The sequence below is a fragment of the Stenotrophomonas sp. AN71 genome, from assembly GCF_050435725.1.
Classification (GTDB): domain Bacteria; phylum Pseudomonadota; class Gammaproteobacteria; order Xanthomonadales; family Xanthomonadaceae; genus Stenotrophomonas.
Genome location: NZ_JBNDKU010000003.1, coordinates 419568 through 443538 on the forward strand (window position 1 = coordinate 419568; position 23971 = coordinate 443538).

21 protein-coding genes are annotated in these 23971 nt (G+C 67.4%); 16 read left to right on the forward strand and 5 right to left on the reverse strand.

The annotated features are described in order from the left end of the window. The first annotated feature begins 94 nt into the window (after positions 1–94). Genes ABH900_RS07830 through ABH900_RS07840 form a run of 3 tightly spaced genes read left to right on the forward strand, consistent with a single transcriptional unit; the run spans position 95 to position 8557 of the window. A complete protein-coding gene (locus tag ABH900_RS07830; protein WP_429622315.1) occupies positions 95–6769 on the forward strand; it encodes an Hpt domain-containing protein in 6675 nt (2224 codons plus the stop codon). Continuing rightward, positions 6756–8096 (forward strand): chemotaxis protein CheB, encoded by a 1341-nt coding sequence (locus ABH900_RS07835; protein ID WP_429622316.1) that lies wholly within the window; start codon positions 6756–6758, stop codon positions 8094–8096. The genes ABH900_RS07830 and ABH900_RS07835 overlap by 14 nt, the downstream gene beginning before the upstream one ends. Then, positions 8093–8557 carry a chemotaxis protein CheW gene (locus ABH900_RS07840; RefSeq protein ID WP_429622317.1) on the forward strand — a complete coding sequence of 155 codons (465 nt, stop codon included), beginning with the start codon at positions 8093–8095 and terminating at the stop codon, positions 8555–8557. Before ABH900_RS07835 ends, ABH900_RS07840 begins: the two co-directional genes overlap by 4 nt. Positions 8558–8656: 99 nt before the next feature. Here ABH900_RS07840 and ABH900_RS07845 read toward each other — a convergent pair whose 3' ends face one another. Continuing rightward, positions 8657–9394 (reverse strand): 16S rRNA (uracil(1498)-N(3))-methyltransferase, encoded by a 738-nt coding sequence (locus ABH900_RS07845; RefSeq protein ID WP_429622318.1) that lies wholly within the window; start codon positions 9392–9394, stop codon positions 8657–8659. Next, positions 9385–10776: an adenosylmethionine--8-amino-7-oxononanoate transaminase gene (gene bioA, locus ABH900_RS07850; RefSeq protein WP_429622319.1), complete on the reverse strand. Its 1392-nt coding sequence runs from the start codon at positions 10774–10776 to the stop codon at positions 9385–9387. Before bioA ends, ABH900_RS07845 begins: the two co-directional genes overlap by 10 nt. Before the next feature lie 77 nt (positions 10777–10853). Between bioA and nudE the strand changes: the two genes are divergently transcribed. From nudE to gcvH, 9 genes are all read left to right on the forward strand, one after another. Continuing rightward, complete coding sequence (nudE, locus tag ABH900_RS07855; RefSeq protein ID WP_053506078.1) at positions 10854–11417, forward strand: ADP compounds hydrolase NudE; 564 nt, start codon at positions 10854–10856, stop codon at positions 11415–11417. Beyond that, on the forward strand, positions 11414–12217 hold the full coding sequence (gene cysQ / locus ABH900_RS07860; RefSeq protein ID WP_429622320.1) for a 3'(2'),5'-bisphosphate nucleotidase CysQ: 804 nt from the start codon (positions 11414–11416) through the stop codon (positions 12215–12217). The genes nudE and cysQ overlap by 4 nt, the downstream gene beginning before the upstream one ends. Before the next feature lie 13 nt (positions 12218–12230). Continuing rightward, on the forward strand, positions 12231–13070 hold the full coding sequence (mazG, locus tag ABH900_RS07865) for a nucleoside triphosphate pyrophosphohydrolase (RefSeq protein ID WP_429622321.1): 840 nt from the start codon (positions 12231–12233) through the stop codon (positions 13068–13070). Next, on the forward strand, positions 13067–13396 hold the full coding sequence (locus ABH900_RS07870) for a YnfA family protein (RefSeq protein WP_429622322.1): 330 nt from the start codon (positions 13067–13069) through the stop codon (positions 13394–13396). Before mazG ends, ABH900_RS07870 begins: the two co-directional genes overlap by 4 nt. Positions 13397–13511: 115 nt before the next feature. Further along, positions 13512–13814 carry an Mpo1-like protein gene (locus ABH900_RS07875; RefSeq protein ID WP_429622323.1) on the forward strand — a complete coding sequence of 101 codons (303 nt, stop codon included), beginning with the start codon at positions 13512–13514 and terminating at the stop codon, positions 13812–13814. 67 nt (positions 13815–13881) lie between these two features. Next, positions 13882–14841, forward strand: coding sequence for an SPFH domain-containing protein (locus ABH900_RS07880; protein ID WP_429622324.1), 960 nt, complete (start codon positions 13882–13884; stop codon positions 14839–14841). A 1-nt stretch (position 14842) separates the two neighbouring features. Further along, entirely contained in the window at positions 14843–15286 is a 444-nt protein-coding gene (locus ABH900_RS07885) for an NfeD family protein (protein ID WP_429622325.1), read from the forward strand. 162 nt (positions 15287–15448) lie between these two features. Next, positions 15449–16561 carry a glycine cleavage system aminomethyltransferase GcvT gene (gcvT, locus tag ABH900_RS07890; protein ID WP_429622326.1) on the forward strand — a complete coding sequence of 371 codons (1113 nt, stop codon included), beginning with the start codon at positions 15449–15451 and terminating at the stop codon, positions 16559–16561. A gap of 93 nt (positions 16562–16654) precedes the next feature. After that, the gene (gcvH, locus tag ABH900_RS07895; protein WP_429622327.1) at positions 16655–17050 is read left to right on the forward strand and encodes a glycine cleavage system protein GcvH; all 396 of its coding nucleotides are present in this window, start codon (positions 16655–16657) and stop codon (positions 17048–17050) included. Between the two features lie 184 nt (positions 17051–17234). On the opposite strand, the gene ABH900_RS07900 is transcribed toward gcvH, so the two are convergent. Continuing rightward, positions 17235–17714 (reverse strand): hypothetical protein, encoded by a 480-nt coding sequence (locus tag ABH900_RS07900; RefSeq protein ID WP_429622328.1) that lies wholly within the window; start codon positions 17712–17714, stop codon positions 17235–17237. 111 nt (positions 17715–17825) lie between these two features. On the opposite strand from ABH900_RS07900, the gene ABH900_RS07905 reads away from it, so the two are divergent. Continuing rightward, positions 17826–18365, forward strand: a complete 540-nt coding sequence (locus ABH900_RS07905; protein ID WP_429622329.1) for a hypothetical protein — start codon at positions 17826–17828, stop codon at positions 18363–18365. Between the two features lie 64 nt (positions 18366–18429). Here ABH900_RS07905 and ABH900_RS07910 read toward each other — a convergent pair whose 3' ends face one another. Beyond that, positions 18430–19344, reverse strand: coding sequence for a LysR family transcriptional regulator (locus ABH900_RS07910; RefSeq protein WP_429622330.1), 915 nt, complete (start codon positions 19342–19344; stop codon positions 18430–18432). 114 nt (positions 19345–19458) lie between these two features. Here ABH900_RS07910 and ABH900_RS07915 point away from each other — a divergent pair, with 114 nt between their 5' ends. After that, the gene (locus tag ABH900_RS07915; protein WP_429622331.1) at positions 19459–20217 is read left to right on the forward strand and encodes an SDR family NAD(P)-dependent oxidoreductase; all 759 of its coding nucleotides are present in this window, start codon (positions 19459–19461) and stop codon (positions 20215–20217) included. 130 nt (positions 20218–20347) lie between these two features. Here ABH900_RS07915 and ABH900_RS07920 read toward each other — a convergent pair whose 3' ends face one another. Beyond that, on the reverse strand, positions 20348–21748 hold the full coding sequence (locus tag ABH900_RS07920) for a serine hydrolase domain-containing protein (RefSeq protein WP_429622332.1): 1401 nt from the start codon (positions 21746–21748) through the stop codon (positions 20348–20350). 286 nt (positions 21749–22034) lie between these two features. Here ABH900_RS07920 and ABH900_RS07925 point away from each other — a divergent pair, with 286 nt between their 5' ends. Together ABH900_RS07925 and ABH900_RS07930 are read left to right on the forward strand one after the other, a co-directional pair. Beyond that, positions 22035–23363, forward strand: a complete 1329-nt coding sequence (locus ABH900_RS07925) for an NTP/NDP exchange transporter (protein ID WP_429622333.1) — start codon at positions 22035–22037, stop codon at positions 23361–23363. A 71-nt stretch (positions 23364–23434) separates the two neighbouring features. Beyond that, positions 23435–23785, forward strand: coding sequence for a DUF1304 domain-containing protein (locus tag ABH900_RS07930; RefSeq protein ID WP_429622335.1), 351 nt, complete (start codon positions 23435–23437; stop codon positions 23783–23785). Positions 23786–23971: the final 186 nt, after the last annotated feature.

A 23971-nucleotide genomic window follows, 5' to 3' on the forward strand; every position in this document is an offset into this window, starting at 1 on the left:
CAGGGCGGCGAGCAAGGAACCAGTCGATGAAGCATTTCCATTTTCCACGCCAGAATTCGCGCGGCAACCGCGCGGCGGCGAACGGAGCGCGTCCATGAGCAGTCTGCGCGATGCGATGAGCCACGCAGCGCTGGGTTGGGTCAAGCCCGAGCTGGACGAGACCCTGCGCCAGGTACGCAACGAGGTCGAGTACTACGCGGAAGATCCGACCGATGCCAGCCGCATGCGCATCTGTGCCGGCCATCTGCACCAGGTGCAGGGCACCTTGCGCATGGTCGAGCTGTACGCCCCGGCGATGGTGGCTGAGGAACTGGAGCAGCTGGCCAACGCCATTGGTACCGGCCGCGTGGCCGACCGCGATGAAGCCTGCGCGACCCTGATGCGCGGCAGCGTGCTGCTGCCCGACTACCTGGAACGCCTGCAGAACGGCCATCGCGATATCCCGATCGTGCTGATGCCGCTGCTCAACGAGATCCGTGCCTCGCGCGGCGAAGAAGGTGTCACCGACAGCGTGCTGTTGGCATTCGCGCCGGACAGCGTCAGTGCCACCGAGGCTGAGCTGGACCATGCCCGTGGCAGCCTGAGCGGACGCAACCGCGAGCTGCTCGACACGGTCGGCAGCGCGGTGAAGGAAGAACTGCTGCGCATCAAGGACGCGCTGGACCTGCACCTGCGCACCGGTGGTGCGCCGGAACAGCTGCAGACCCAGGCCAACGAGCTGGGCGCGGTGGCCGATACGTTGGGCATGATGGGCCTGGGCGTGGCTCGCGGCGTAGTGGTGCAGCAGCGCGACGCGCTGCGTGGCGTGGTCGAGGGCCGCCAGCAGATCGACGAGAACCTGCTGTTGGATATCGCCGGCGCGCTGCTGTACGTCGATGCCTCACTGGATGACCAGGTCGCCCATCTGGGTGCCGGTGGCAGTGGTGAAGACGATCCGAGCGCGATGGAGAGCCGGCGCACGGTGGAAGTGCTGGCGCATGAAGCCATCGCCAACTTCTCCGCGGCCCGCGAACATTTCGTCGCTTTCATTGAAACCAGCTGGAACCATGCCGAGCTGCAGGACGTGCCGCGCCTGCTGGGTGACGTGGCCGGTGCGCTGCGCATGCTCGACCTGGCGACTGCCGCCGACTACCTGCGCGGTGTGCAGCAGTACATCGAGGCCGAACTGATCGGTCGTCAGCGCGTGCCGAGCGGGCGCCAGCTGGACACCCTGGCCGATGCCATGGCCAGCCTGGAGTACTACCTGGAAGCCCTGCGCGACCGCCGTCCCGGCCGCGAGGACATCCTCGAAATCACCCGCAGCAGCCTCGAGGCGCTGCGCTACTGGCCGCTGCCCGATCGCAACGCCGCAGAGCCGGTGGCGCTGGCGGTGCAACCGGTCGAGCGCGAATCGATCGCCGTGCAGGCCGCTCCGCTGCAGCCGGAGCACATCGAGATTCCGGTGCAGCCCGCCGCGCCCGTTGCAGGTGATGTGCCGGTGCCGCTGCCGGACTTCACCTTCGATCCGCCGCCGGCGCCGCTGGTGGCCGGCAACAGCCTGATGTTCGCCGCATCGGGCACCGCCGCTGCCGCTGCTGTCGCAGCCAGCGCCGACCCTGTCCATGCCGCGCCGCCGTACGAGGATGCGGATGCCGCGCTGGTATTCGCCGCCTCCAGCGCGCCGGCACCGGAGGTCGCACAGTGGGAGCTGGCGCCGTTCCATCCGGATGCCGCGATCGCCGCGCCTGCCGACGATGAGCGCAGTCCGACCTTCGCCAGCTTCGATCCGGTCAGCTTCGATCACGCCGATGCCGGGCAGGGCGATGCACCGCAATGGTCACTGTCCGAGCTGCCGCAGACGCTGGAGCAGGACGCTGCGCTGGAGACCGATGACACTGCCGAGGTCGTGCTGTCCACCGCAGTGGCTCTGGATGCCATGCCGGTGTTTGACCCGGTCGCCGCCGAGCACGATGCGATGTCTGCCGCCGACGACGTAGTGTTCCGCTTCGATGCCGATGCCCTGGACAACGCTGATGATGTGCTGTCGCTCCACGCGATGGAGACGTTGTCGCTGGACGACGATGCCGGGCTGCGTCCGTCGCTGGAGTTCGTCGATGCTGAGGCGCTGTCGCCGCTCGACGAACACCCCGCGGTTGACGGGACCGATGCCGCCGCGGATGAGCAGACGGCATCGGCCATCGACCTGCCGCAGGCCGACGATGCCATGCCGGTGGTGGAGAGCACCGCACCGGCCGTGTCGGTGATCGATATCGATACCATCGCGCCCATCGACTTCAGCGAAGCCGATGCGCAGTTCTTCGCCGAGCTGAGTGCGGCCGCCGCCGACTTCAATCCGCAGGCCATGGCCGCTCCGGCGGCAGCACGGACTGGTGCTGCGGTTGTCGACGAGACCGGTGCAGACGCGGGCTTCGACGCGGGCTTCGACGACGATGCCGAGAACATCGACGAGGACATCCGCGAGGTGTTCCTGGAAGAGTTCGACGACGAGCTGGGCAATCTCGGTACGTTGCTGCCAGCGTGGCGCATGCAGCCGGACAACATGGACCGGCTGCGGCCGATCCGTCGCATCTTCCACACCCTCAAGGGCAGTGGCCGCCTGGTCGGCGCACGTACCCTGGGCGAGTTCGCCTGGAAGATCGAAAGCATGCTCAACCGCGTGCTTGACGGCAGCCGCGCGGCCTCGCCGGCGGTGCTCGCGATGGTCGACACCGCGCATTCCGCACTGCCGCAGTTGAACGCGGCGCTGCGCAACGGCCAGCGCATCAGTGTCGATCTGCAGGCCATCCAGGCCATCGCTGATCGCGTCGGCGCCGGCGAAGAAACCTACTACGTGCCGCTGCCTGGTGCCGCCGTACCGGTTGCGCCGGTCGCAGAGGCCGACGGCGAGGACGAGATCAGCCGCATCCTCGAGGCCGAAGCGGCCGGAGCAGTGCGCGCCGACGACGGCATGGCGGACGCCGAAGCCAGCGGCACGCCGGCCAACATCGACAGCGTGCTGCGCGAGATCCTTGAAGCCGAGGTGGAAGTCCACCAGGCGACCCTGCAGGACTGGCTGCGCTCGGCGCAGCAGGCGCCGCAGCCGGTCAGCGACGCACTGCTGCGCGCGGTGCACACCATGAACGGCGCCTTCGCGATGACCGAAGTGCCGGAGATCACTGCAGTGACCGGGGGGGCCGAGTCGTACATCAAGCGCGCGCTGGCCGCCGACGTGGTGCCGGGTGACGAAGGCGTGGCTGCATTGGATGCGACCGCACAGGCGATCACCGCGACGATGGAAGCGTTGCAGGCCGAACAGCCACGCATCGTGCCGCAGCAGGCACTGGTGCAGCGCCTGCTGGCGCTGGCCGGCGAGCTGCCGGAAGCGCGTTGGCCGATGGTCGGCCTGGAAGAGGACGACGACTTCGCGGTGGATGCTGAACCCGCCGTCGAAGCGGTAGGCGGTGCACCAGTGACCGATGGCACCGACGCCGCACCGCTGGCCGATGTCGAACCCGAGCGGGAGCCGGAGCAGCCATCCAGCGACCTGGAGGCCGATGTCGCCGCAACGACAATCGAGGAAGGGTTGGAAGTCGGTGAGCTGACCGCCAGCGACGATCTTTCGCGCTACTTCGATGCAGGCTGGCCGTCCGTGCCGGGCGAAGGAGAGCCACAGGCAGCAGCGCTCGAATCGATCCAATCGCCGGTCGAAGCACAGGACATCCCGGTCACCGCGGTCGGAGCGGAAGACGACGCTGCGCTGTCGCTGTCCGACGAGGCCGGGTTGACCGCCGTGGAGGATCTGTCGCCCTACCTGGACGCCAGCGCGCTGCCGGTCGACGACCGTGACGTCGAAGAGGCCGTCGTGGCCGACGAAACTGTCGCATTCGACCTGAATAGGGTGTCGTTCGATGACGCCCGCGATGCTGACCCCGCAGCCTTCGATGGGCCTGCTGCACTGCCACTCGACAGCGAGCTGTCGAGCCTGCAGGATGAAATGGCTGTGCCGGGTTTTGCAGAACCGGTCTCGCTGGAAGCCGCGCTCGAGGCCGGCCTGCACGTGATCGACGAAGAGCAGACTCTGGCCGACGACGGGCAATGGCCCGTACTCGGCCTGCAGGCCAGCGAACTCGCGCCGGGCGAAGCGGAAGCCTTCGCTGAGGATGCGGACGTCGGCGGGGAGGCGGCGGTCGGTGAAGGAGAGAGCGCCGACCAGCCGTCCCCGGCGACGGTGGATGACGATGTTCCGGTGCAGGCGCCGCAGGCGGCCGCCGAACCGGTACGCTTCTTCGAACTGGAAGACGCACCGGGTCAGGGCGCCGTCCATGCCGACGTGGCCGAAGCCGAAGCTGCGACCATCGACACAGAGGCCAGCGTGGCCCTCGTCGAGCAGACGGAAATCCTGGACGCACCGTTGGCCGATGACAGCGCCGATGCGCTCGACTTCAGCGTGTACGACCGCGAGCTGGTCGACATCTTCGTCGAGGAAGGCAAGGATCTGCTTGACCACTGCGATGGCCTGATCAGCGAACTGCGCGATGCACCGCAGGATCGCGAGGTACTGGCTGGCCTGCAACGTGACCTGCACACCCTGAAGGGCGGCGCACGCATGGCGGGCATCAATGCCATCGGTGACCTTGGCCACAGCATCGAATCGCTGCTGGAAGCCGTCGCCGGAGGCCGCACCGAGATCGAACGCCGCGACGTGCAGCTGCTGGAGCGTGGATTCGATCGTCTCCACCAGCTGCTGACCCGCACTGGCAACCACCGAGTGGTGGAACCGGCGCAGGATCTGCTCGAGGCCTTTGAAGTCCGCACCACCACCGATATCGCTGCGGCGACTGCAGCTGCCCGCGCGGCCGCTGTTGCGGCAGCCGAGCCGGCTTCTGCCGCCGGCCCGGTGCCAGCGCTGCTCGACGCACCGCTGTCGGCGCCGCTGCCGGCCGAAGGCGTGGTCGATGAAGATCCGCTGGCTCGTCCGCAGCAGGAACAGGTGCGTGTGCGCGCCGACCTGCTCGACCGCCTGGTCAACCACGCCGGTGAAGTGGCGATCTATCGCTCGCGCCTGGAGCAGCAGCTCGGCGCATTCCGGGGCGCGATGGGCGAACTGGAGCGTACCAACGCGCGTCTGCGCGACCAGCTGCGCCGTCTCGACCTGGAAACCGAAGCCCAGATCGTCGCCCGCTATCAGCGCGAGCAGGACCAGGCCGACCACAAGTTCGATCCGTTGGAGCTGGACCGCTTCTCCACGCTGCAGCAGCTCAGCCGTGCGCTGAACGAATCGGCGGCCGATCTGGGCGGCCTGCAGGGCGTGCTGGACGATCTGTCGCGTCAGTACGATTCACTGCTGCAGCAGCAGTCGCGGGTCAGCTCGGAGCTGCAGGACGGCCTGATGCGCGCGCGCATGGTGCCGTTCGATGGCCTGGTGCCGCGCCTGCGTCGGGTGGTCCGCCAATCGGGCATGGATACCGGCAAGCAGGTCCACCTGACGCTGGAAGGTACCCATGGCGAACTGGACCGCAACGTCCTCGATCGCATGGTCGCGCCGCTGGAGCACATGCTGCGCAACTCCGTGGCCCATGGCCTGGAAGCGCCGGAACAGCGCCGCGCCGCCGGCAAGCCGGAAGAGGGCGAGGTCGCCATACGTCTGCACCGCGAAGGCTCGGAAATCGTGCTGGAAGTGGCCGACGACGGTGCCGGTCTGGACCGCGAAGCGATCCGCCGCCGTGCCGTCGATCGTGGCCTGCTGGCCAGCGATGCGCAGCCAAGCGAGCAGGAGCTGGACAACCTGATCTTCGCCTCCGGCTTCTCCACCGCCGACCAGGTCAGCCAGCTGGCCGGCCGCGGCGTGGGCATGGATGTGGTGCGCAACGAAGTGCGCCAGCTCGGCGGTTCGGTCGACATCCAGTCGGTGCGTGGTCAGGGCGTGCGCTTCACCCTGCGTCTGCCGCAGACGCTGGCGGTCACCCAGGCGGTGTTCGTGCAGATCGGCGAAACCACGTTCGCGGTGCCGGTGGCATCGGTCAGTGGTATCGGCCGCCTGTCGCGCGAGCGTTTCGAAGCCGCCGACAGCAGCTACCGCTACAGTGGCGAAGACTATCCGCTGTACGACCTCGGCAGCCTGGTCGGGCAGGCCCCGGCACGCGCCGACGGCCAGGACCAGGTGCCATTGCTGCTGGTCCGCGCCGGTGACCTTCGGGCCGCCGTGGCAATCGACCAGGTGCTTGGCAACCGTGAAATCGTGGTCAAGCCGGTCGGCCTGCAGATCGCCTCGGTGCCGGGCATCTACGGTGCCACCATCACCGGCGATGGCCGCGTGGTGGTGATCCTGGACGTCGCGCCGCTGGTGCGTCGTTTCCTTGCCAACCCGACGCTGCCGGTACTGGCCAATACGCCGCGCGATGAACGCCAGGTGCCGCTGGTGATGGTGGTCGACGACTCGCTGACCATGCGCAAGGTGACCGGACGCATCCTCGAACGCCACAACTTCGAAGTCAGTGTCGCCCGCGATGGTGTCGAGGCGCTGGAGCGGCTGGAAGAGCGCGTGCCGGATCTGATGCTGCTGGATATCGAGATGCCGCGCATGGACGGCTACGAACTGGCGACCGCGATGCGTGCCGACCCACGTTACAAGGACGTGCCGATCGTGATGATCACCTCGCGCAGCGGCGACAAGCACCGTCAGCGCGCCTTCGAAATCGGTGTCCAGCGCTACCTGGGCAAGCCGTACCAGGAACTGGACCTGATGCGTAACGTGTACGACCTGCTGGGGATCGCCCGTGTCCGTGAGTGAAGCCCGTCCGGCCCCGGCCGTTGCCCTGCTGGCCCGCCCCGGCGCGGCGCGTGAGCGTCTGCGCGAAGCGCTGTCGCACGCCGACGTGCAGCTGGTGCTGGAAGACGATCCGAACGGCCTGGAGCCGCAGAACCTGCTGGCAGCGTGTCCGCAGTTCGTGGTGATCGCACTGGAAGCGGCCATCGAGGAGGCGCTGGAGCGCCTGGAATCCGTGTTGTCTGCCCCTGGCCTGACCCTGGTGTTCGATGAGGCCGAACTGGCCGCGCGCCGCGATGGTTGGGAGGCCCAGCGCTGGGGTCGCCACCTGGCTGCCAAGCTGCATGGCCATCAGCAGGTGCTGCCGCCGGGTGCCGAGGAAGAACCCAGCCTGCAGCTGGAGCCAGGTCATCCGGCGCCGCCGCCGGCACCGCGGGAAGAGGCCCTGCAGCCCCACCTGCAGCAGGCATTGAGCTGGGCCGACGACGTTCCGGCCGACAGCCTGTATTCGCCACCGGCGCACCTGCACGAGCCGATCGCGCTGGAGCAGGCGCTGGCCGCACTGCAGCCGGTCGTGCCCGAACCGTTGGATCCGCCGTCATCGCTGCCGCAGGCGCTGCCCGAACCGCCGGCTCCTTCGGCACCGCCGATCTCCTTCGATCACACCGCCTGGTCTCTGGTCGAGGAATCCATCGAGGCACCGGTGCCGGCGGCTGTCTTGGCGCCAGTCGCCGCACCGCAGCCCTCTTTCGATACCGATCACCTGAGCCTGGTCGATCTGGATGCCACCGCCCCGGCCGGTGCGCGCGCCGCGTCGCTGCTGGTGCTGGCCGGCATCGGTGGCCCGGACGCGCTACGTCGCCTGCTCGGTGCGCTGCCGGCGTCGCTGAGCGTGCCAGTCCTGGTGCACATGCGCCTGGACGGTGGCCGCTACGGCAACCTGGTCAAGCAGATGTCGCGTGTTTCGCCGTTGCCGGTGCTGTTGGCCGAAGCGGGTCAGCGCGCGGTGCCCGGCGAGGTGCACGTGTTGGCCGATGACATCGGTGTGCGCGCGGCCAGCGATGGACTGCATTTCCACAACGATGCCGACGGTATCGCGCTCACCGCACTGCCGGCCGAACACACCGCGGTGGTGCTGCTCAGTGGCGCCGATCTGGCCCATGTGGGCCCGGCACTGGACCTGGCTGCCGCGGGTGCCTGGGTGGCCGGGCAGGTGGGCGAGGGCTGCTATGACCCCGCCGCGGCCACGGCCGTGGTTGCGGCGGGCCAGGTGGCCGGTGAACCGCAGGAGCTGGCGCAGGCGATCGCCGCGCGCTGGAGCGTGGAAGACGACAACGGAGAGGCACGATGAGCTACGCCAGCAATGACGAGATCCGCGGTGTCCTGATCCAGGCCGGCCACGAGCGCGTGCTGCTGCCCAATGCCACCGTGGCCGAAATGATGTCCCGCGTGCCGGTGCAGCCGGTATCCGATGCACCGCACTGGCTGGTCGGTGAGATCGGCTGGCACGGCTGGCAGGTGCCGCTGGTGTCGTTCGCGCGCCTTTCCGGGCTGGGCGAGGAACCGGTGGCCGGCCACAACAAGGTCGTGGTGCTCAAGGCACTCAGTGGCAACGCGCAGCGGCCGTACTACGCGCTGCTGACGCAGAATTTTCCACAGCTGATCTCGGTGCCGCGCGATGGCCTGTTGGCCGACGCCTCCGAGGAAACCCTGCCGCAGACCGTGCACATGCGTGTGTTGCTGGGTGAGCAGAGCGCACTGCTGCCGAACCTGGACGCGCTGGAAGCCGCGCTGGATTCGCTGGCAGCCTGAATTGCATCGGCCGGGCATGGCCCGGCGCCACCAGGGTGCTCCGGATATCGGCTAGCGCCGGGCGATGCCCGGCGAGCGACGCGGTCGCGCGATCCGTCCTTACCCCAGATCCCCCAGCCGCGCCTGCAACGCAGCGATCGCCGCCAGCCCGGCCGTCTCTGTGCGCAGGATCCGCGGGCCCAGCTGCAGTCCCTGGAATCCTGCCGCGGCCAGTTGATCACGGTCGCGCGGTGACCAGCCACCTTCCGGCCCGATCGCAATCACGATGCCGCCTGCCGGAGCGGGCTCCAACGTCGACAGGCGGTGTTCGCCCTGCGGGTCCAGGGTCAGTCGCAGGCTGTCGGCCGGCAGCGCCGCCGCCGCCTGCGCCAGCGACAGCGGCGATCCCACCTGCGGAATGCAGGCGCGCCCGGACTGGCCGCAGGCCGAAGTCACCACGTTGTTCCAATGTGCCACGCGCTTTTCCGCGCGGGCGGCATCCAGCTTCACCTCGGTGCGCTCGGCATTGACCGGAATGATCGCGGCTACACCCAGTTCGGTGGCCTTCTGCAGGATCAGGTCCATCTTCTCGCCGCGTGCGATGCCCTGCAGCAGGGTGATCGCCAGCGGCGACTCGGTATCGATGGCCTGCACCGCGTCGATGCGGACCTGCACCTCGCGCTTGCCGGCCACCGTCAGGGTCGCGCTGTAGTCGTGTCCGTCACCGTTGAACAGCACGCAGGCATCGCCCTCACGCAGGCGCATCACCCGCACCAGATGGTTGGCCGTCTCTTCCGGCAGGGTTACGGTCTGGCCGCTGTGCAAGGCCAGGTCGATGGGGCAGCGGGTCACGCGCATGCAATCGCCTCGTCGATGGCTGCCAGCGTGGTGTGTGCCAGCAGCTCCAGTTGTTCGTCATCCACGCAGTAGGGTGGCATCCAGTACAGAACGTCACCCAGCGGGCGCAGCACCACGCCACGCCTCAGCGCAGCCTTGTAGGCGTGCAGGCCCAGCCGCAGCGCCGGGTCGAACGGGGTGTGCCTGTTGCCGCCGCGCGAGAGCTCGAAGGCCACGACCATGCCGGCCTGGCGTACATCGGCCACGTGCGGATGGTCGCTGAAAGGGGCGGCCAGTGTGCCCATCACCGAGGCAATGCCGCGGTTGCGGGCGATCACATCATCGTCGCGGAAGATATCCAGCGTCGCCAGCGCCGCCGCGCAGGCCAGCGGGTTGCCTGTATAGCTGTGCGAATGCAGGAACGCCCGTTCGCGTGATTCGTCGAGGAAGGCGTCGTACAGCGCCTGCGTAGCCAGCACTGCGGCCAGCGGCAGGAAGCCACCGGTCAGGCCCTTGGACAGGCACATCAGGTCGGGCATCACCCCGGCCTGCTCGCAGGCGAACAGGGTGCCGGTGCGGCCGAAGCCGGTGGCGATCTCGTCGGCGATCATGAACGCGCCATGCGCGTCGCACAGTTCGCGCACGCGCTGCAGGTAGACGGGGTCATGCATGCGCATGCCGCCGGCACATTGCAGGCGCGGTTCCAGGATCACCGCGCAGATCTCGCCCGGGTGCTGGTCGAACAAGGTGGCCAGGCCGTCGGCGGCCTGGCGCGCACGCTCGGCCGCGCTCTGGCCCGGCTCGGCCAGATAGGCGTCGGGCGAGGGCGCGAACAGGCCCTCGGCCAGCAACGGAGCATAGACGCGGCGGTACAGCGGGATGTCGCCCAGCGCCAGTGCGCCCAGGGTCTCACCGTGGTAGCCGTTCTCCAGCGCGACAAAGCGCGTGCGCCGTGGTTCACCACGGTTCTGGAAGAACTGGAAGGCCATCTTCAGTGCGACTTCCACGCCGGCCGAACCGTTGTCGGCGTAGAACACCTTGGCCAGCGGCTCGCGACCGGGCTGGCGTGGCGCCAGCGCCAGCAGGCGCTCGGCCAGGGTGATTGCCGGCTCGTGGCCGAAGCCGGCCAGCATCACCTGTTCCAGTTGCCCGGCCTGGGCCGCGATGGCGCCTCCGATACGCGGCTCGGCATGGCCGAACAGGTTGGTCCACCAGCTGCTGACCGCATCCAGGTAGCGGTTGCCATCGTGGTCGATCAGCCACGCGCCTTCGCCGCGGGCGATCGGCACCAGCGGCAGGGTGTCCGGATGTTCACGCATCTGCGTGCAGGGGTGCCACAGCACCTGCAGGTCGCGCTGCCGCCAGTGGCGGGCCAGCGGGGAGGGGGTTGGGTCTGCTAGCATTTCGGGCTCATGAACATGTCGCTGCCTGCACATTCTATCGGCCCCGACGCCTGCGCCGGCCGCCGCGGAGATTCCGCATGAACGATGACCGTGCCGGCCGTCGCTTGCCGATCATCCATCGGATCACCGATGAAGAGAACGGCCCTTTCCAGCGCCAGCACCTGGACCTGGAGTTTTCCAACGGCGAACGCCGCCGCTTCGAGCGCCTGGTCAGCCGTGGCCATGGCGCGGTGGTGGTGGTGCCGATGCTCGATGACGAGACCGTGCTGCTGGTACGTGAATACGCCGCCGGCATGCACCGTTACGAGCTGGGCCTGGTGAAAGGCCGGATCGACGCAGGCGAGACCCCCGAGCAGGCCGCCGACCGCGAACTGAAGGAAGAGGCGGGTTACGGTGCGCGCCGGGTCGATGTGCTGCGCGCGATGACCCTGGCGCCGACCTATATGAGCCACCAGTCGTGGCTGGTGGTGGCACGCGATCTGTACCCGGAAAAACTGGCTGGCGACGAGCCGGAAGAGCTGGAAGTGGTGCCGTGGAAGCTGGCCGACCTCGACCAGCTGATGCTGCGCGAGGACTTCTCCGAGGGACGCTCGCTGGCGGCGCTGTTCATCGCCCGCCAGTGGCTGCAGGGAACGCGATGATCAAACTGACCACGGACCTGCGCGAAACCGCCATCGCCATCGCCCAGGAAGCCGGACAGGCCATCATGCAGGTGTATGCCGATGGCTTCGACGTTCAGATCAAGGACGACAACAGCCCGGTCACGGCGGCCGATCTTGCCGCCAACCAGGTCATCGAACTGGGCCTGCGCCAGCTGACCCCGGACCTGCCCATCCTGTCCGAGGAGTCTGCACAGGCGGGCTGGGAGCAGCGTCGCCACTGGAGCGCGTACTGGTTGGTCGACCCGCTCGACGGCACCCGTGAGTTCGTCAAGCGCAACGGCGAGTTCAGCGTCAACATCGCGCTGATCTACCAGGGCGCGCCGGCGTTCGGCGTGGTGCTGGCGCCGGTCACCGGCATCGTCTGGCATGCCATGCGCGGCGAGCTGGCCTATCGGCGGCAGGGCCTGCATGACACCGTACTGCGCACACGCACGCCGGCCACGGCACCGTTGCGGGTGGCCGCCAGCCGTTCGCACCGCTCGCCGCAAACCGAGGCGCTGCTGGCCCGCATGGGCCGCATCGAGACCATTGCGCAGGGCTCATCGCTGAAGTTCTGCCGGATTGCCGAAGGCGGCCTGGACGTCTATCCGCGGCTCGGCCCGACCTCGGAATGGGATACCGCCGCCGGCCAGTGCGTGTTGCACGCCGCCGGCGGCGCGGTGCTGTCGGCGACGACCGGCAAGCCGTTCCGCTACAACCGCCGTGAAACCCTGTTGAACGGCGATTTCATTGCCCTTGGTGACACCAGCCTGCCGTGGCGGGACTGGTTGTCCGATTGATTCTGGAGGCCGCATGAGCGCGCACGACACCCCCCCCACCGGCGGCGCTGCCACCCAGCAACTGGAACGCCTGCTGGCGATCATGGCGCGCCTGCGCGATCCGCAGGGCGGCTGCCCGTGGGACCTGGAACAGGATTTCTCGACCATCGCCCCGTACACCATCGAGGAAGCCTACGAGGTCGCCGATGCGATCGATCGTGGTGACCTCGACGACCTCTGTGATGAGCTGGGTGACCTGCTGCTGCAGGTGGTGTTCCATGCACGCATGGCCGAAGAGCAGGGCGCCTTCGCTTTCGCCGACGTCGCCCGTGCGATCAGTGACAAGATGCAGCGCCGACACCCGCACGTGTTCGCCGACGTCAGTGTCGATGATGCTGACGGGGTGATGCGCAACTGGGAGGCGATCAAGCGTGCCGAGCGCGCCGCCAAGGGCGAGCAGGATGCCTCCGCGCTGGCCGGCATCTCGCGCGGCCTGCCGGAATGGCAGCGGGCGGTGAAGCTGCAGTCGCGCGCGGCCAAGGTCGGCTTCGACTGGCCGGGTCCGCTTCCGGTGCTGGACAAGGCCGCCGAGGAGCTGCAGGAACTGCGCGAGGAGTTCGAGCGTGGCGATATCGCCGGCAACAAGGCGCGCCTGCAGGAAGAGCTGGGTGACCTGTTGTTCGTCTGCGCCAATCTGGCCCGCCACGCCGATATCGACCTGGGCGCGGCACTGCGCGGTGCCAACCACAAGTTCGAACGCCGATTCCGTGCAATGGAAGCGCAGGCCGAAGCGCAGGGTGAAGCAATGGCCGCACTGGACCTGGATGCGCAGGAAGCGCTGTGGCAGCACGCCAAGGCGGCGGAGAAAGCATGAAGACGCTCGGTCTGTTCCTGCTGACCGCGCTGGCCGAGATCGTGGGCTGCTACCTGCCGTGGCTGTGGCTGCGCAAGGGGGGCAGTGTGTGGCTGCTGCTGCCGGCGGCGGCCAGTCTGGCCCTGTTCGCCTGGTTGCTGACCCTGCACCCCACGGCCAGCGGGCGGGTGTATGCCGCCTACGGTGGCGTCTACATCGGCACCGCGCTGTTCTGGCTGTGGCTGGTCGATGGCATCCGCCCCAGCCGCTGGGACCTGCTCGGTGCCGCGCTGTGCCTGGCCGGCATGGCGGTGATCATGTTCGGACCACGCGCCTCCGCACCGTAGCGTCGAGCTTGCTCGGCGGCCCCAGCCGCCGCCGAGCACGGCTCGGCTCTACACCGGCAGCGCCGCATCCCCGGAAGGCGCATGATGGAGCCGACCATGGCCCCGGGGCACACGCATGTCGCGCTTCGCCAGCTTCCGCGAGTTCTATCCGTTCTACCTCAGCGAGCACCGCCATCCGATATCCCGCCGGCTGCACTTCATCGGCAGCTGCGGGGTGGTGCTGCTGGTCGTCGTGGCCCTCCTGCGTGGGCAGCCGATGCTGCTGCTGGCGGCCCTGCTGTGTGGCTACGGTTTTGCCTGGGTCGGTCATTTCTTCTTCGAGAAGAACCGCCCGGCCACCTTCCGCCATCCGCTGTACTCGTTCATGGGCGACTGGGTGATGTTCGTCGACATCCTGCGCCGGCGCGTGCCCTGGTAGCCCCCGCTGTGCATGCCGCCTTCACGCGCTATGCTGGGGCCTGGACGTCATAGATAAGGAAAGCGCGATGTTCCCGACCATGTTCTTTACCGTGGTACTGGCCTTCGTGGCCGTGGTGATCCTGTTCAAGGCGGTGCGGATGGTGCCGCAGGGGTATGAATGGACCGTCGAGCGCTTCGGGCGCTACACCAACACCCTCACGCCCGGCCTGCACTTCCTGATTCCGATCGTGTACGGGGTAGGGCGCAAGGTGAACATGATGGAGCAGGTGCTGGACGTGCCCAGCCAGGAAGTGATCACCAAGGACAATGCCGCCGTGCGCGTGGATGGCGTGGTGTTCTTCCAGGTTCTGGATGCAGCCAAGGCCGCCTATGAGGTGGCCAACCTGGAAGTGGCGATGATCGCCCTGGTGCAGACCAACATCCGCACCGTGATCGGTTCGATGGATCTGGACGAGTCGTTGAGCCAGCGGGAGGTGATCAACGCCCAGCTGCTGAGTGTGGTCGACCACGCCACCAATCCCTGGGGTGTGAAGGTCAACCGCATCGAGATCCGCGATATCCAGCCGCCGCGCGACCTGCTGGATGCCATGGCGCGGCAGATGAAGGCCGAGCGCGAGAAGCGCGCGCAGATCCTCGAAGCCGAGGGCTCGCGGCAATCGGAGATCCTGCGCGCCGACGGCGAGAAACAGGCCACCGTGCTGGAGGCCGAAGGCCGCCGGGAAGCCGCGTTCCGCGATGCCGAGGCCCGCGAGCGACTGGCCGAGGCCGAGGCGAAGGCGACCCAGGTGGTCTCGGCGGCAATCGCCGAAGGTGACGTGCAGGCGATCAATTACTTCGTCGCCCAGAAGTACGTGGAGGCCTTCAAGGAGCTGGCCAGTTCGCCGAACCAGAAGCTGGTGCTGATGCCGATGGAGGCCAGTGGCGTGATCGGGTCGATCGCCGGCGTGGCCGAACTGGCCAAGCAGGCGCTGGCGTCCCAGACCAATGCGCCGGCGGGCAAGCGGCCACCGCCGATCGGAGGCTGACATGCGCTGGGAAGTCGTAGGTTGGGGCGCGCTGGCGCTGCTGTTGTTCGCCGCCGAGGCGCTGGCACCAGGCGCGTTCATGCTGTGGATCGGCATCGGCGCGGCAGCGGTATTCGTGCTGGTGGCGGTGTTCAGCGGCATTCCGCTGTTGTGGCAGGTCGTTGCCTTCGTGTTGCTGAGCGTCGTCTCGATCCAGTGCTACCGGCGCTGGGGCAGGGCGCGGGCGCGGGCCAGCGATGCGCCGTTGCTCAACCGTCGTGCCGAGCAGCTGGTCGGGCGGGTGGTGCCACTGCAGCAGGCCATCGTCGGTGGGCAGGGCCGGGTCAGCATCGATGACGCGTACTGGCAGGTCACCGGCCCGGAGTTGCAGGCCGGTGCACTGGTGCGGGTGGTGGCGGTGCAGGGCAGCATGCTGCGGGTCGAGGCGGCCGACCCTCGCTCGTAGCGCCGACCCCGCCACAAGAACCCGGAGCCGATCGAAATCCGCTGCGTAGAAGACGCTGTCGGCCAAGCGCGGGCCAAACATCGCCGCTGCGCTGCGGCACGCCTGCGGGCGACCGATCTGGGATAATGGGGATTCTTGTTTCCTCTGCTGCCGGACCCGGTCATGACCCAGAAGACGCTGCTCAACGATACCCACCGCGCCCTCGGCGCCAAGATGGTCGATTTCGGGGGTTGGGACATGCCCATCCACTACGGCTCCCAGCTTGACGAACATCATCTGGTGCGTCGCGAGTCGGGCGTGTTCGACGTCAGCCACATGACCGTGGTAGACCTGCGCGGTGAGCAGGTCAAGCCGTTCCTGCGCCGCCTGCTGGCCAACTCCATCGACAAGCTGAAGGTACCGGGCAAGGCCCTGTACTCGTGCATGCTGAATCCGCGCGGCGGCGTCATTGACGACCTGATCGTCTATTACCTCGGCGACGACTTCTTCCGCATGGTGGTCAACGCCTCCACCCGCGAAAAGGACCTGGCCTGGCTGCGCGAGCAGGCGGCGCCATTTGGTGTCAGCGTCGAGCAGCGCCCGGACCTGGCAATCCTTGCCGTGCAGGGCCCGCAGGCTCGCGAGATCGTCATCGGCCTGGCTCGCGACGCCGACCGTGAGGCGCTGACCAAGCTCGGTCGCTTCGCCGCGCTGGAGGTGCAGTCCGATGATGGCGTGGCCCTGTTCGTCGCCCGCACCGGCTACACCGGCGAGGACGGTTTCGAGATCCTGCTGCCGCAGGACGCTGTGGTTGCGTTCTGGAACCGCCTGCTGGCGGCGGGCGCGAAGCCGGCCGGCCTCGGCGCGCGTGACACCCTGCGCCTGGAAGCCGGCATGAACCTGTATGGCCAGGACATGGACGAAGAGATCAGTCCGTATGAAGCGGCGCTGGCCTGGACCGTGTCGCTGGACGAAGGCCGCGACTTCATCGGCCGTGACGTGCTGGAAGCGCAGAAGGCCGCTGGCACTGCCCGCCAGATGATCGGCCTGGTGCTGGATGAGAAGGGCGTGCTGCGCCACGGTCAGGTGGTCACCACCGCCGGTGGCCAGGGCGAGATCCTGTCCGGTACCTTCTCGCCGACCCTGGCCAAGGGCATCGCTTTTGCCCGCGTGCCGGCCGGTGAGCTGGGCCTGGTCAGCGTCGACATCCGCGGCCGGGAAGTGCCGGTGCGCGTGGTCAAGTTCCCGTTCGTGCGCGAAGGCCAGGCCCAGCCCGGCGTGCTCGCCGACGCCTGATCCCAACATGCCGGTCGTCACTGACAGCAGTGGCGGCCGGTTGGTTACACTAGCCCCGTTTTTTCCACCCCTGCAATTCTCTGGAGCAGTCCCATGAGCGAGATCCCCGGCGACCTCAAGTTCCTCAAGTCCCATGAGTGGGCCCGTGTCGAAGGCAATGGCCGCGTCACCGTCGGTATTTCCGACCACGCCCAGGGCCTGCTGGGTGACCTGGTCTACGTCGAACTGCCGGAAGTCGGCAGCGACGCCAAGGCCGGCGAACAGATCGCCGTCGTCGAGTCGGTGAAGGCCGCCTCGGACGTCTACAGCCCGATCAGCGGCAAGATTGTCGAGGTCAACTCGGCGCTGTCCGACAAGCCGGAAACCATCAACGAAGACGCCTACGGCGAGGGTTGGATGTTCGTGGTCGAACTGACCAACGCCGAAGAGATCAACGAACTGCTGGACCCGGACGCGTACGCCGAAGCCCTGGAAAACGAAGACCACTGAGTCGTCGCTTCCCGATTCGAACACGGCCACCTTCGGGTGGCCGTTTTTGTTTCGGCAGCCGCGTCGGACTCATGACGCCGGGTTCGTTGCGGACCCTCGATGCGGCATCAGCCGACAGGCGAACGGCGCCGAGGGACGTGCGCAGTTTTGCGCAAATCCGCGTTTCCACCCCACGCGGGCGCGTTCAAATGTGAAAACTTTTCGCTCCCCGTTGCGGCCCCGTTGTGCTGGCGTTGGTGGTGCTGCAGGTGACCGTCGATGCTGCGCGTGCGGTGTGGCGCCGAACCTGCATGCATCTTCGCGGAGTGCCTATTTCAAGTGTTTTTTGTTCAACGCTTGCGTCGATGCCGTTGCGCGCATGGTGCGCGCGTGCCGCTTCGACGCGCGTTGCGGGCACGGTGGGGCGGCGCCACGGGCGGCGTTCGGGATGGTGCGGATGTGAAAATTTTTCGCGGGGGTTGTTGACAGTAAAAAAAACCGTGATTAGGTTTCGCCTCAGCAGACCTTGCCTGCCCAACCGAGTGCGCAGAATCAATCGTCCGATGCGAAGCAGCCCCTTCAAGACCACCGCGATCCTGCTGACGGTGGACATGGCCCCGCTTCCCCCGGAGAAATGCAAGGCACTTCCCGTTCCAATGCCCGCTCCGCCGATCGAGGCGGGCATTGCCGCATCCGTAACGGCGCGCCTGACGCGCCGGCGGTCCCCGCACGCAGCATCTGCGGGTTTGATCCACCTGGGCGTTTCAACTCCCTATCACTGACGAGGAGCCATCCCATGGCAACCAAGAAAGCTGCGAAGAAGAAGCCCGCCGCCAAGAAAGCGGTGAAGAAGGTCGCGAAGAAGGCCGCTGCCAAGAAGGCAGTGAAGAAGGTCGCGAAGAAGGCGACTGCCAAGAAGGCGGTGAAGAAGGCTGCGAAGAAGGTCGCCAAGAAGACCACTGCGAAGAAGGCAGTGAAGAAGGCGGCAAAGAAGGTAGCCAAGAAGTCCACTGCCAAGAAGGCCGTCAAGAAGACCGCGAAGAAGGCCGTCAAGAAGGTAGCCAAGAAGGCGACCAAGAAGACTGCCAAGAAGGTAGCCAAGAAGGCAACGGCGCGTAAGCCGGCCAAAAAGGTTGCCAAGAAAGCGGTAAAGAAGACCGCCAAGAAGGCGGTAAAGAAGACCGCCAAGAAGGCAGTGAAGAAGACTGCGAAGAAGGCCACCAAGAAGGCTGCCCCGAAGAAGGCAGCGAAGAAGGTTGCCAAGCGCAAGCCGGCCGCCCGCAAGAAGAAGGCCGCTCCGGTCGCTCTGCCGGCAACCCCGGCGCCGCTGATCTAAGTACTTCCCGATAGCCGCATCCTGAAACCCCCTTCCCTGGCTGCCCAGCGGGGAGGGGGTTTTTTTATGCGGGTTTACCGCCGGCAAGCGGGGCGGCGGCCGGTGGGAAACGTTCCACCAGGAAGTCGAGGAAGCTGCGCAGTCGGGTGGAGTGGTATCGGTCGTGCGCGTAGACCACATGCATCGGCCGACCGACCTGGCCCTGGTCGGGGAACAGCTGCACCAGGCGCCCGGCGTCGACGTCCGCTGCCAGCAGCAGGTTCGACTGCAGGATGATGCCCATGCCATGCAGCGCTGCCGAGCGCAGTGCTTCACCGTTGTTGATCTGCAAGCGGCCGTCGGGAGCACGGTCGAGCTCGCCGGCATCGGCCTGCAGCCACTGCGCCAGCGCGCCCGGTTCGAAGGACAGGCACTGGTGACCGGCAAGTGCCTGCAGGGTGTGCGGCGTACCATGCCGGTCCAGGTAGGCCGGTGAGGCGCACATCATCAACCGATACGGGGTGAGCGCGCGTGCGACCCGCTCGCTGCTGTCGGCCAACGTACCAATGCGCAGTGCCGCTTCGAAGCCTTCCTCGGCCAGGTCGACCACGCGGTCGGTCAACGTCGCTTCGACGCGCACGTCGGGGTAGCGCACCATGTAGTCGGCCAGCGCGGGCACCAGTGCATGCGTGCCGAAGATCACCGGTGCACTGATGCGCAACGTGCCCGCCGGCGCCAGGCGCTGGTGCTGGGCCTGCGCGTCGGTCTCTTCCACCAGGCACAGGATCTCCCTGCAACGCCGGTAGTAGTCCTCGCCAAAAGGCGTCATGTGCTGGCGCCGGGTGGTGCGGCTCAGCAGCTGCATGCCCAAGCGTGCTTCCAGCGCCCGCAGGTGCTTGCCGGCCATTGTCGCGGAGATGTCCATCGCCGCTGCGGCGGCGCTGAGGCTGCCCTTGTCCACGATCAGCACGTAGACCTGCATGCTCTCCAACAGGTTCATCTGACACCCCGGGTGTTGAATGCTGAAACCTTTCTGGAGTTTATCAATCAGTAGTGATCAAAGAGCATGCGCTGCACGGGCCGGGTGTACCGGCCACGCTGACAGGAGAACGCCATGGATTTGAACCTTGAAGGCCGTACCGCACTGGTGACCGGTGCGGGTAGTGGCATTGGTGCCGCCATTGCCAGGCAGTTGGCCGCGCAGGGCGTGCGCATCGCGATCAGCGCACGGCGCGCGCCGCCGCTGCAGGTGCTGGCGGCGCAGATCGAAGCCGAAGGCGCGCCCGCGCCGGTCATCGTGCTGGGCGATGTCACCGATGCCGACGACGTGCGCCGTATCGCGGACGCGTCCCTGGCAGCGCTGCAGCGCGTGGACATCCTGATCAACGCCGCCGGCGGTTCACGGCCGACCACGTTGGATGCCGGTGACGAGGTCTGGGAAGAAGCGATGGCACTGAACTTCTCCGCCGCGCGACGGCTGACCCAGGCGCTGCTGCCGGCGATGCAGGCGCAGCGGTGGGGAAGGGTGATCAACTTCAGTGGATCGATGGAACCACGTGCAGTGAACGCTGCGACGGCGGCGAAGGCGGCGCTGCACCTATGGGGCAAGGGGCTGTCGTCGGAAGTGGCCGGGCAGGGCATCACGGTCAACGCGATCGCGCCGGGGCGGATCAACAGCGCGCAGATCCTTGGCCGCCTCCACCCCACAGAAGAAAGCCGGCGCGAGTTCATCGCCCGCAACATCCCGATCGGACGCTTCGGTGAACCGGATGAGGTGGCCCCGTTGGTGGCGTTCCTGGCCTCGCCGTTGGCCGGATACATCACCGGTGCGGTGATCCCGGTGGATGGCGGTATGCACTACTTCGCGCATTGACCGGGCATTTGTAGAGTCGAGCCATGCTCGACTGCTTTGGCCGATCAGTCGAGCAAGCTCGACTCTACAAAAGCGAACAAAAAGGGCGACCCATGGGTCGCCCTTTCCGCTCACGGTCCAGCCCGCCAGATCAGCGCGGCGAGGCCACCGCACGGTTGCCCGACGCGCCCTTGCCCTTGCGCTTGTCCTGCTGCGCGGGAGTTGCCCCCTCGGCCATCAGGTTGTCGCTGCCGAAGTCGGTGTCCACGTCCAGCCAACGCTGTGCCGGCAGGCCCAGCGCGGAGTCGAGTACGGTCGGCAGCAGGCCGCTGGGCAGACCGCTTTCGCCGTTCCAGAGGATGGCGATGCCGAGATCGCGTTCCGGCACCAGCGCGACCAGTCCGCGATAGCCCTGCACGGCGCCAGCATGGAACACCACGTCGTGGCCGGCGTAATCGAAGGTGCGCCAACCCAGTGCATAACCGGCCGAGTGCAGGCGCTCGCGGCGCCAGCCCGAACGCATCTCGCCAGGGGTGTTGATCAGGCTGGAATGCAGGGTGGCCAGCAGCGGCGCGGGCAGCACGTCGGGGCGATGACCGGTGTGGGCCAGCAGCCATTGCGCCATGTCGCTGGCGCTGGCATTGACGCCGGCAGCCGGGGCGACGCGGTAATAGGTCGGCTTCGGCGTCAGCGCGACCCAGCCGTTGCGGCTGCGCACGTGCGGGCGCGCCCAGCGCGAGCTGGCCTGGATGCCGGCCAGGCCGAGGCTGGCGTCGTTCATGCCCAGCGGCTTGAAAATGCGGCGTTCGACCGACTGCTCGTAGAAGCTGCCCGAAGCCGCATAGACCACATCGCCGATCAGGCTGAAGGCCACGTTCTGGTAGGCGTAGCAGTCGCCCGGCAGGCACTTGAGGCTGGTGTTGGCCAGCTTCTGGGTCAGCGAGTAGTACTCGGCGTTGCCTTCGATGTCGCGATCGTAGGCGTTGTACGGCAGGCCGACGCGGTGGCTGAGCACATCGGCCACGGTCAGGCGGTCGGTGGCTTCCGGTGAGTTGAGGCGGAAGCCCGGCACGTAGTCGGTCACCTTGCTGTCCCAGCGCAGGGTGCCGTCGTTGACCAGCAGGCCGGCCATGGTGCCGGCGAAGGCCTTGGACAACGAGGCCAGACGGAACACGGTGTGCGCATCAACCGGCAGCGGATTGTTGACGTCGGTGACACCGTAGCCACGGGCGCTGAGGATGCGGCCGCCCTGCACGATCGCCACGGCCATGCCCGGCACGCGCTCGCCATAGGTGAGCTGCTGCGCCATCGATTCGATGTTGGCGACGTTGAAGCCGGCGGCCGGCGCCTGCACCTGCGGCACCAGGCCGGTGCGGTAGGCCGCCGGTTGGGTGTGGGCAACGGCGACGGCAGCGGGAGATTCGATGTTGGCCGGCATCGGTGGCAACGCCGGCGGGGTCTGCGCGGTGGTGGACAAGGCAACGGGCATCAACATGCCCAGCAAACCGGTGGCCGCCGAACGGATCGGACGACGCAGGCTGTTCTTTTTCATCGGTTGGACCCGTGCGCGACTGCTGATGGCGATTCTAGCGCCGCTTTTCGCCTGTGCACAAACAAAGCGAAGATGAATGCGCATCTCTTTGAAAAAGTTGGGATTTTGACGCCTGGAATGTGTGTATCGGAACGTATCGCCCGGGCCTGGTCCTGCGGCGCCGTTACAGACGCCAGCGGGGCCTGTGCTGGCGATGTTGCAGTGCATTGGCTAACGTACGCGCTTCACCGCCCCCGGAGCCTGCGATGCCGCTGTCCAACCGCCGTCTTGTGGCGAGGGGCGCCGCGTGAGTGCGGCATCGCGCAAGGGGCCGCTGCAGGGCCTGATCGCGGCGCTGCGCGAGTCGCCGGCGCTGTGGTGGTCGTTCCTGTACTTCTTCTGCCTGCTCAGCGGCTACTACGTGCTGCGCCCGGTGCGCGAGGCAATGGCGGCCTCGGCCGACCTGGAGACGGTGTTCCCACCGGTGCTGATCGCCTGGTTCGAAAGCCACGGCATCGCGCTCAAGGACTTCGTGCTGCAGTTCCTGTTCTCCTGCGTGTTCTTGATCATGCTGGTATTGCAGCCGGTGTACGGCTGGCTGGTCAGCCGCTTCCCACGCCGGGTGTTCCTGCCGGTGGTGTACGGCTTCTTCATCGTCACCCTGCTGGGGTTCTACGCGCTGTTCGACAGCCACGTACCAGGGCGGGGGATGGCCTTCTTCCTCTGGGTGATGGTGTTCAACCTGTTCGCGGTGGCGGTGTTCTGGAGCTTCATGGCCGACGTGTTCTCCAATGCACAGGCGCGCGCTTACTACGGTTACATCGGTGCGGCCGGCACCGTGGGCGCCTTTCTCGGCCCGTTGATCACCAGTGCGCTGGTGCAGCGCGTGGGCATCGCCAACCTGATGCTGGTCTCGGCCGGGTTCCTGGTCGTGTGCCTGCTGTGCATCTGGCGGCTGCGGCATTGGGCGGTCCTGCGCGAGCGCGAGCAGCAGCTGGTATCCGGCGAGCAGCCGATGGGCGGCAGCGTGCTGGATGGCCTGAAGCTGATCGCGCGTGAGCCGCTGCTGCGCTGGCTGGCGGTCATGGTGGTGTTCGGTGTGGGCGTGGGCACGCTCCTGTACAACCAGCAGGCGAGCATCGTGCGTGCGGCCTTCACCGATCCGGCGGCCAGTACGGCGTTTTTCTCGCGTATCGATCTGGCGGTGAACGCGCTGGCGCTGCTGATGCAGGTGGGCCTGACCCGCTGGCTGCTGTCACGCCATGGCATTGCACCGGCGCTGCTGATTCCCGGCTTCGCCATCCTGATAGGCTTCTCGGTGCTGGCCGCCTCGCCGATGCCGTTGATGGTGGCGATGGTGCAGGTGATGACCCGTGCCAGCGAGTTCGCCCTGGCCAAGCCGGCACGTGAGACGATCTACACGCGCGTGGACCGTCAGTGGCGATACAAGGCCGGTGCGGCGATTGACACCGTGGTGTACCGCGGTGCCGACCTGGGCTTCACCTGGGTGCACAAGGCGCTGACGCTGTTCGGTTCGCACGTGGTGTTCATCGGCGGCGTGATCGTGGCCGGGTTCATGACCCTGGCGGCGTTCGGCGTGCTGCGCGAAGAGAAGAAGCTGCCGCGCGAGCGCTGAGTGTTCCTGGGTCGGATCCCTTTTCATCGGAAAAGTGCACTGACCCCAACCATCCGAAGGAGAGAGAATCGATGTCGCTGATCGCGCTGCTGCTGACCGTGCTGGTCGCGGTACTGCACCTGTACTTTCTGGTGCTGGAGATGTTCCTGTGGACCCGCCCGCTGGGGCTGAAGACGTTCCGCAATACGCCGGAGAAGGCCGAGACCACGCGGGTGCTGGCGGCCAACCAGGGGCTGTACAACGGCTTCCTGGCGGCAGGCATCGTGGCGGGGCTGGTGATGGCCCAGCCGGTGCTGGTGACGTTCTCGCTGGCCTGCGTGGTGGTGGCGGGGTGCTATGGCGCCTACAGCGTGAGCCGCCGCATTTTCATGATCCAGGCACTGCCGGCGATCCTGGCGTTGGTGTTGCGCGCACTGGTGTGAGTTTCCAGCCAACGGCGCAGCCCCTCGTGGGTAGGTCGCTTAGAGCTTGTCATGGGATTGGGTCGGGGGGGGGGGGGGGGGGGGGGGGGGGGGCCCGGGGGGCGGGGGGGGGGGGGGGGGGGGGCCCCCCCCCCCCGCCCCCCCCCCCCCCACCCCCCCCCCCCCCCCCCCCGGGCCCGGGGGGGG

Bases quoted from the DNA above. Each gene is read 5' to 3' on its own strand.
- ABH900_RS07870 (WP_429622322.1), top strand. From the start codon at position 13,067: ATGAAGACGCTCGGTCTGTTCCTGCTGACCGCGCTGGCCGAGATCGTG.
- ABH900_RS07920 (WP_429622332.1), bottom strand. From the start codon at position 21,748: ATGAAAAAGAACAGCCTGCGTCGTCCGATCCGTTCGGCGGCCACCGGT.
- ABH900_RS07830 (WP_429622315.1), top strand. From the start codon at position 95: ATGAGCAGTCTGCGCGATGCGATGAGCCACGCAGCGCTGGGTTGGGTC.
- mazG (WP_429622321.1), top strand. From the start codon at position 12,231: ATGAGCGCGCACGACACCCCCCCCACCGGCGGCGCTGCCACCCAGCAA.
- ABH900_RS07875 (WP_429622323.1), top strand. From the start codon at position 13,512: ATGTCGCGCTTCGCCAGCTTCCGCGAGTTCTATCCGTTCTACCTCAGC.
- ABH900_RS07915 (WP_429622331.1), top strand. From the start codon at position 19,459: ATGGATTTGAACCTTGAAGGCCGTACCGCACTGGTGACCGGTGCGGGT.
- ABH900_RS07885 (WP_429622325.1), top strand. From the start codon at position 14,843: ATGCGCTGGGAAGTCGTAGGTTGGGGCGCGCTGGCGCTGCTGTTGTTC.
- ABH900_RS07910 (WP_429622330.1), bottom strand. From the start codon at position 19,344: ATGAACCTGTTGGAGAGCATGCAGGTCTACGTGCTGATCGTGGACAAG.
- bioA (WP_429622319.1), bottom strand. From the start codon at position 10,776: ATGCTAGCAGACCCAACCCCCTCCCCGCTGGCCCGCCACTGGCGGCAG.
- ABH900_RS07880 (WP_429622324.1), top strand. From the start codon at position 13,882: ATGTTCCCGACCATGTTCTTTACCGTGGTACTGGCCTTCGTGGCCGTG.
- ABH900_RS07845 (WP_429622318.1), bottom strand. From the start codon at position 9,394: ATGCGCGTGACCCGCTGCCCCATCGACCTGGCCTTGCACAGCGGCCAG.
- gcvH (WP_429622327.1), top strand. From the start codon at position 16,655: ATGAGCGAGATCCCCGGCGACCTCAAGTTCCTCAAGTCCCATGAGTGG.
- gcvT (WP_429622326.1), top strand. From the start codon at position 15,449: ATGACCCAGAAGACGCTGCTCAACGATACCCACCGCGCCCTCGGCGCC.
- ABH900_RS07840 (WP_429622317.1), top strand. From the start codon at position 8,093: ATGAGCTACGCCAGCAATGACGAGATCCGCGGTGTCCTGATCCAGGCC.
- ABH900_RS07930 (WP_429622335.1), top strand. From the start codon at position 23,435: ATGTCGCTGATCGCGCTGCTGCTGACCGTGCTGGTCGCGGTACTGCAC.
- cysQ (WP_429622320.1), top strand. From the start codon at position 11,414: ATGATCAAACTGACCACGGACCTGCGCGAAACCGCCATCGCCATCGCC.
- ABH900_RS07900 (WP_429622328.1), bottom strand. From the start codon at position 17,714: ATGCCCGCCTCGATCGGCGGAGCGGGCATTGGAACGGGAAGTGCCTTG.
- nudE (WP_053506078.1), top strand. From the start codon at position 10,854: ATGAACGATGACCGTGCCGGCCGTCGCTTGCCGATCATCCATCGGATC.
- ABH900_RS07905 (WP_429622329.1), top strand. From the start codon at position 17,826: ATGGCAACCAAGAAAGCTGCGAAGAAGAAGCCCGCCGCCAAGAAAGCG.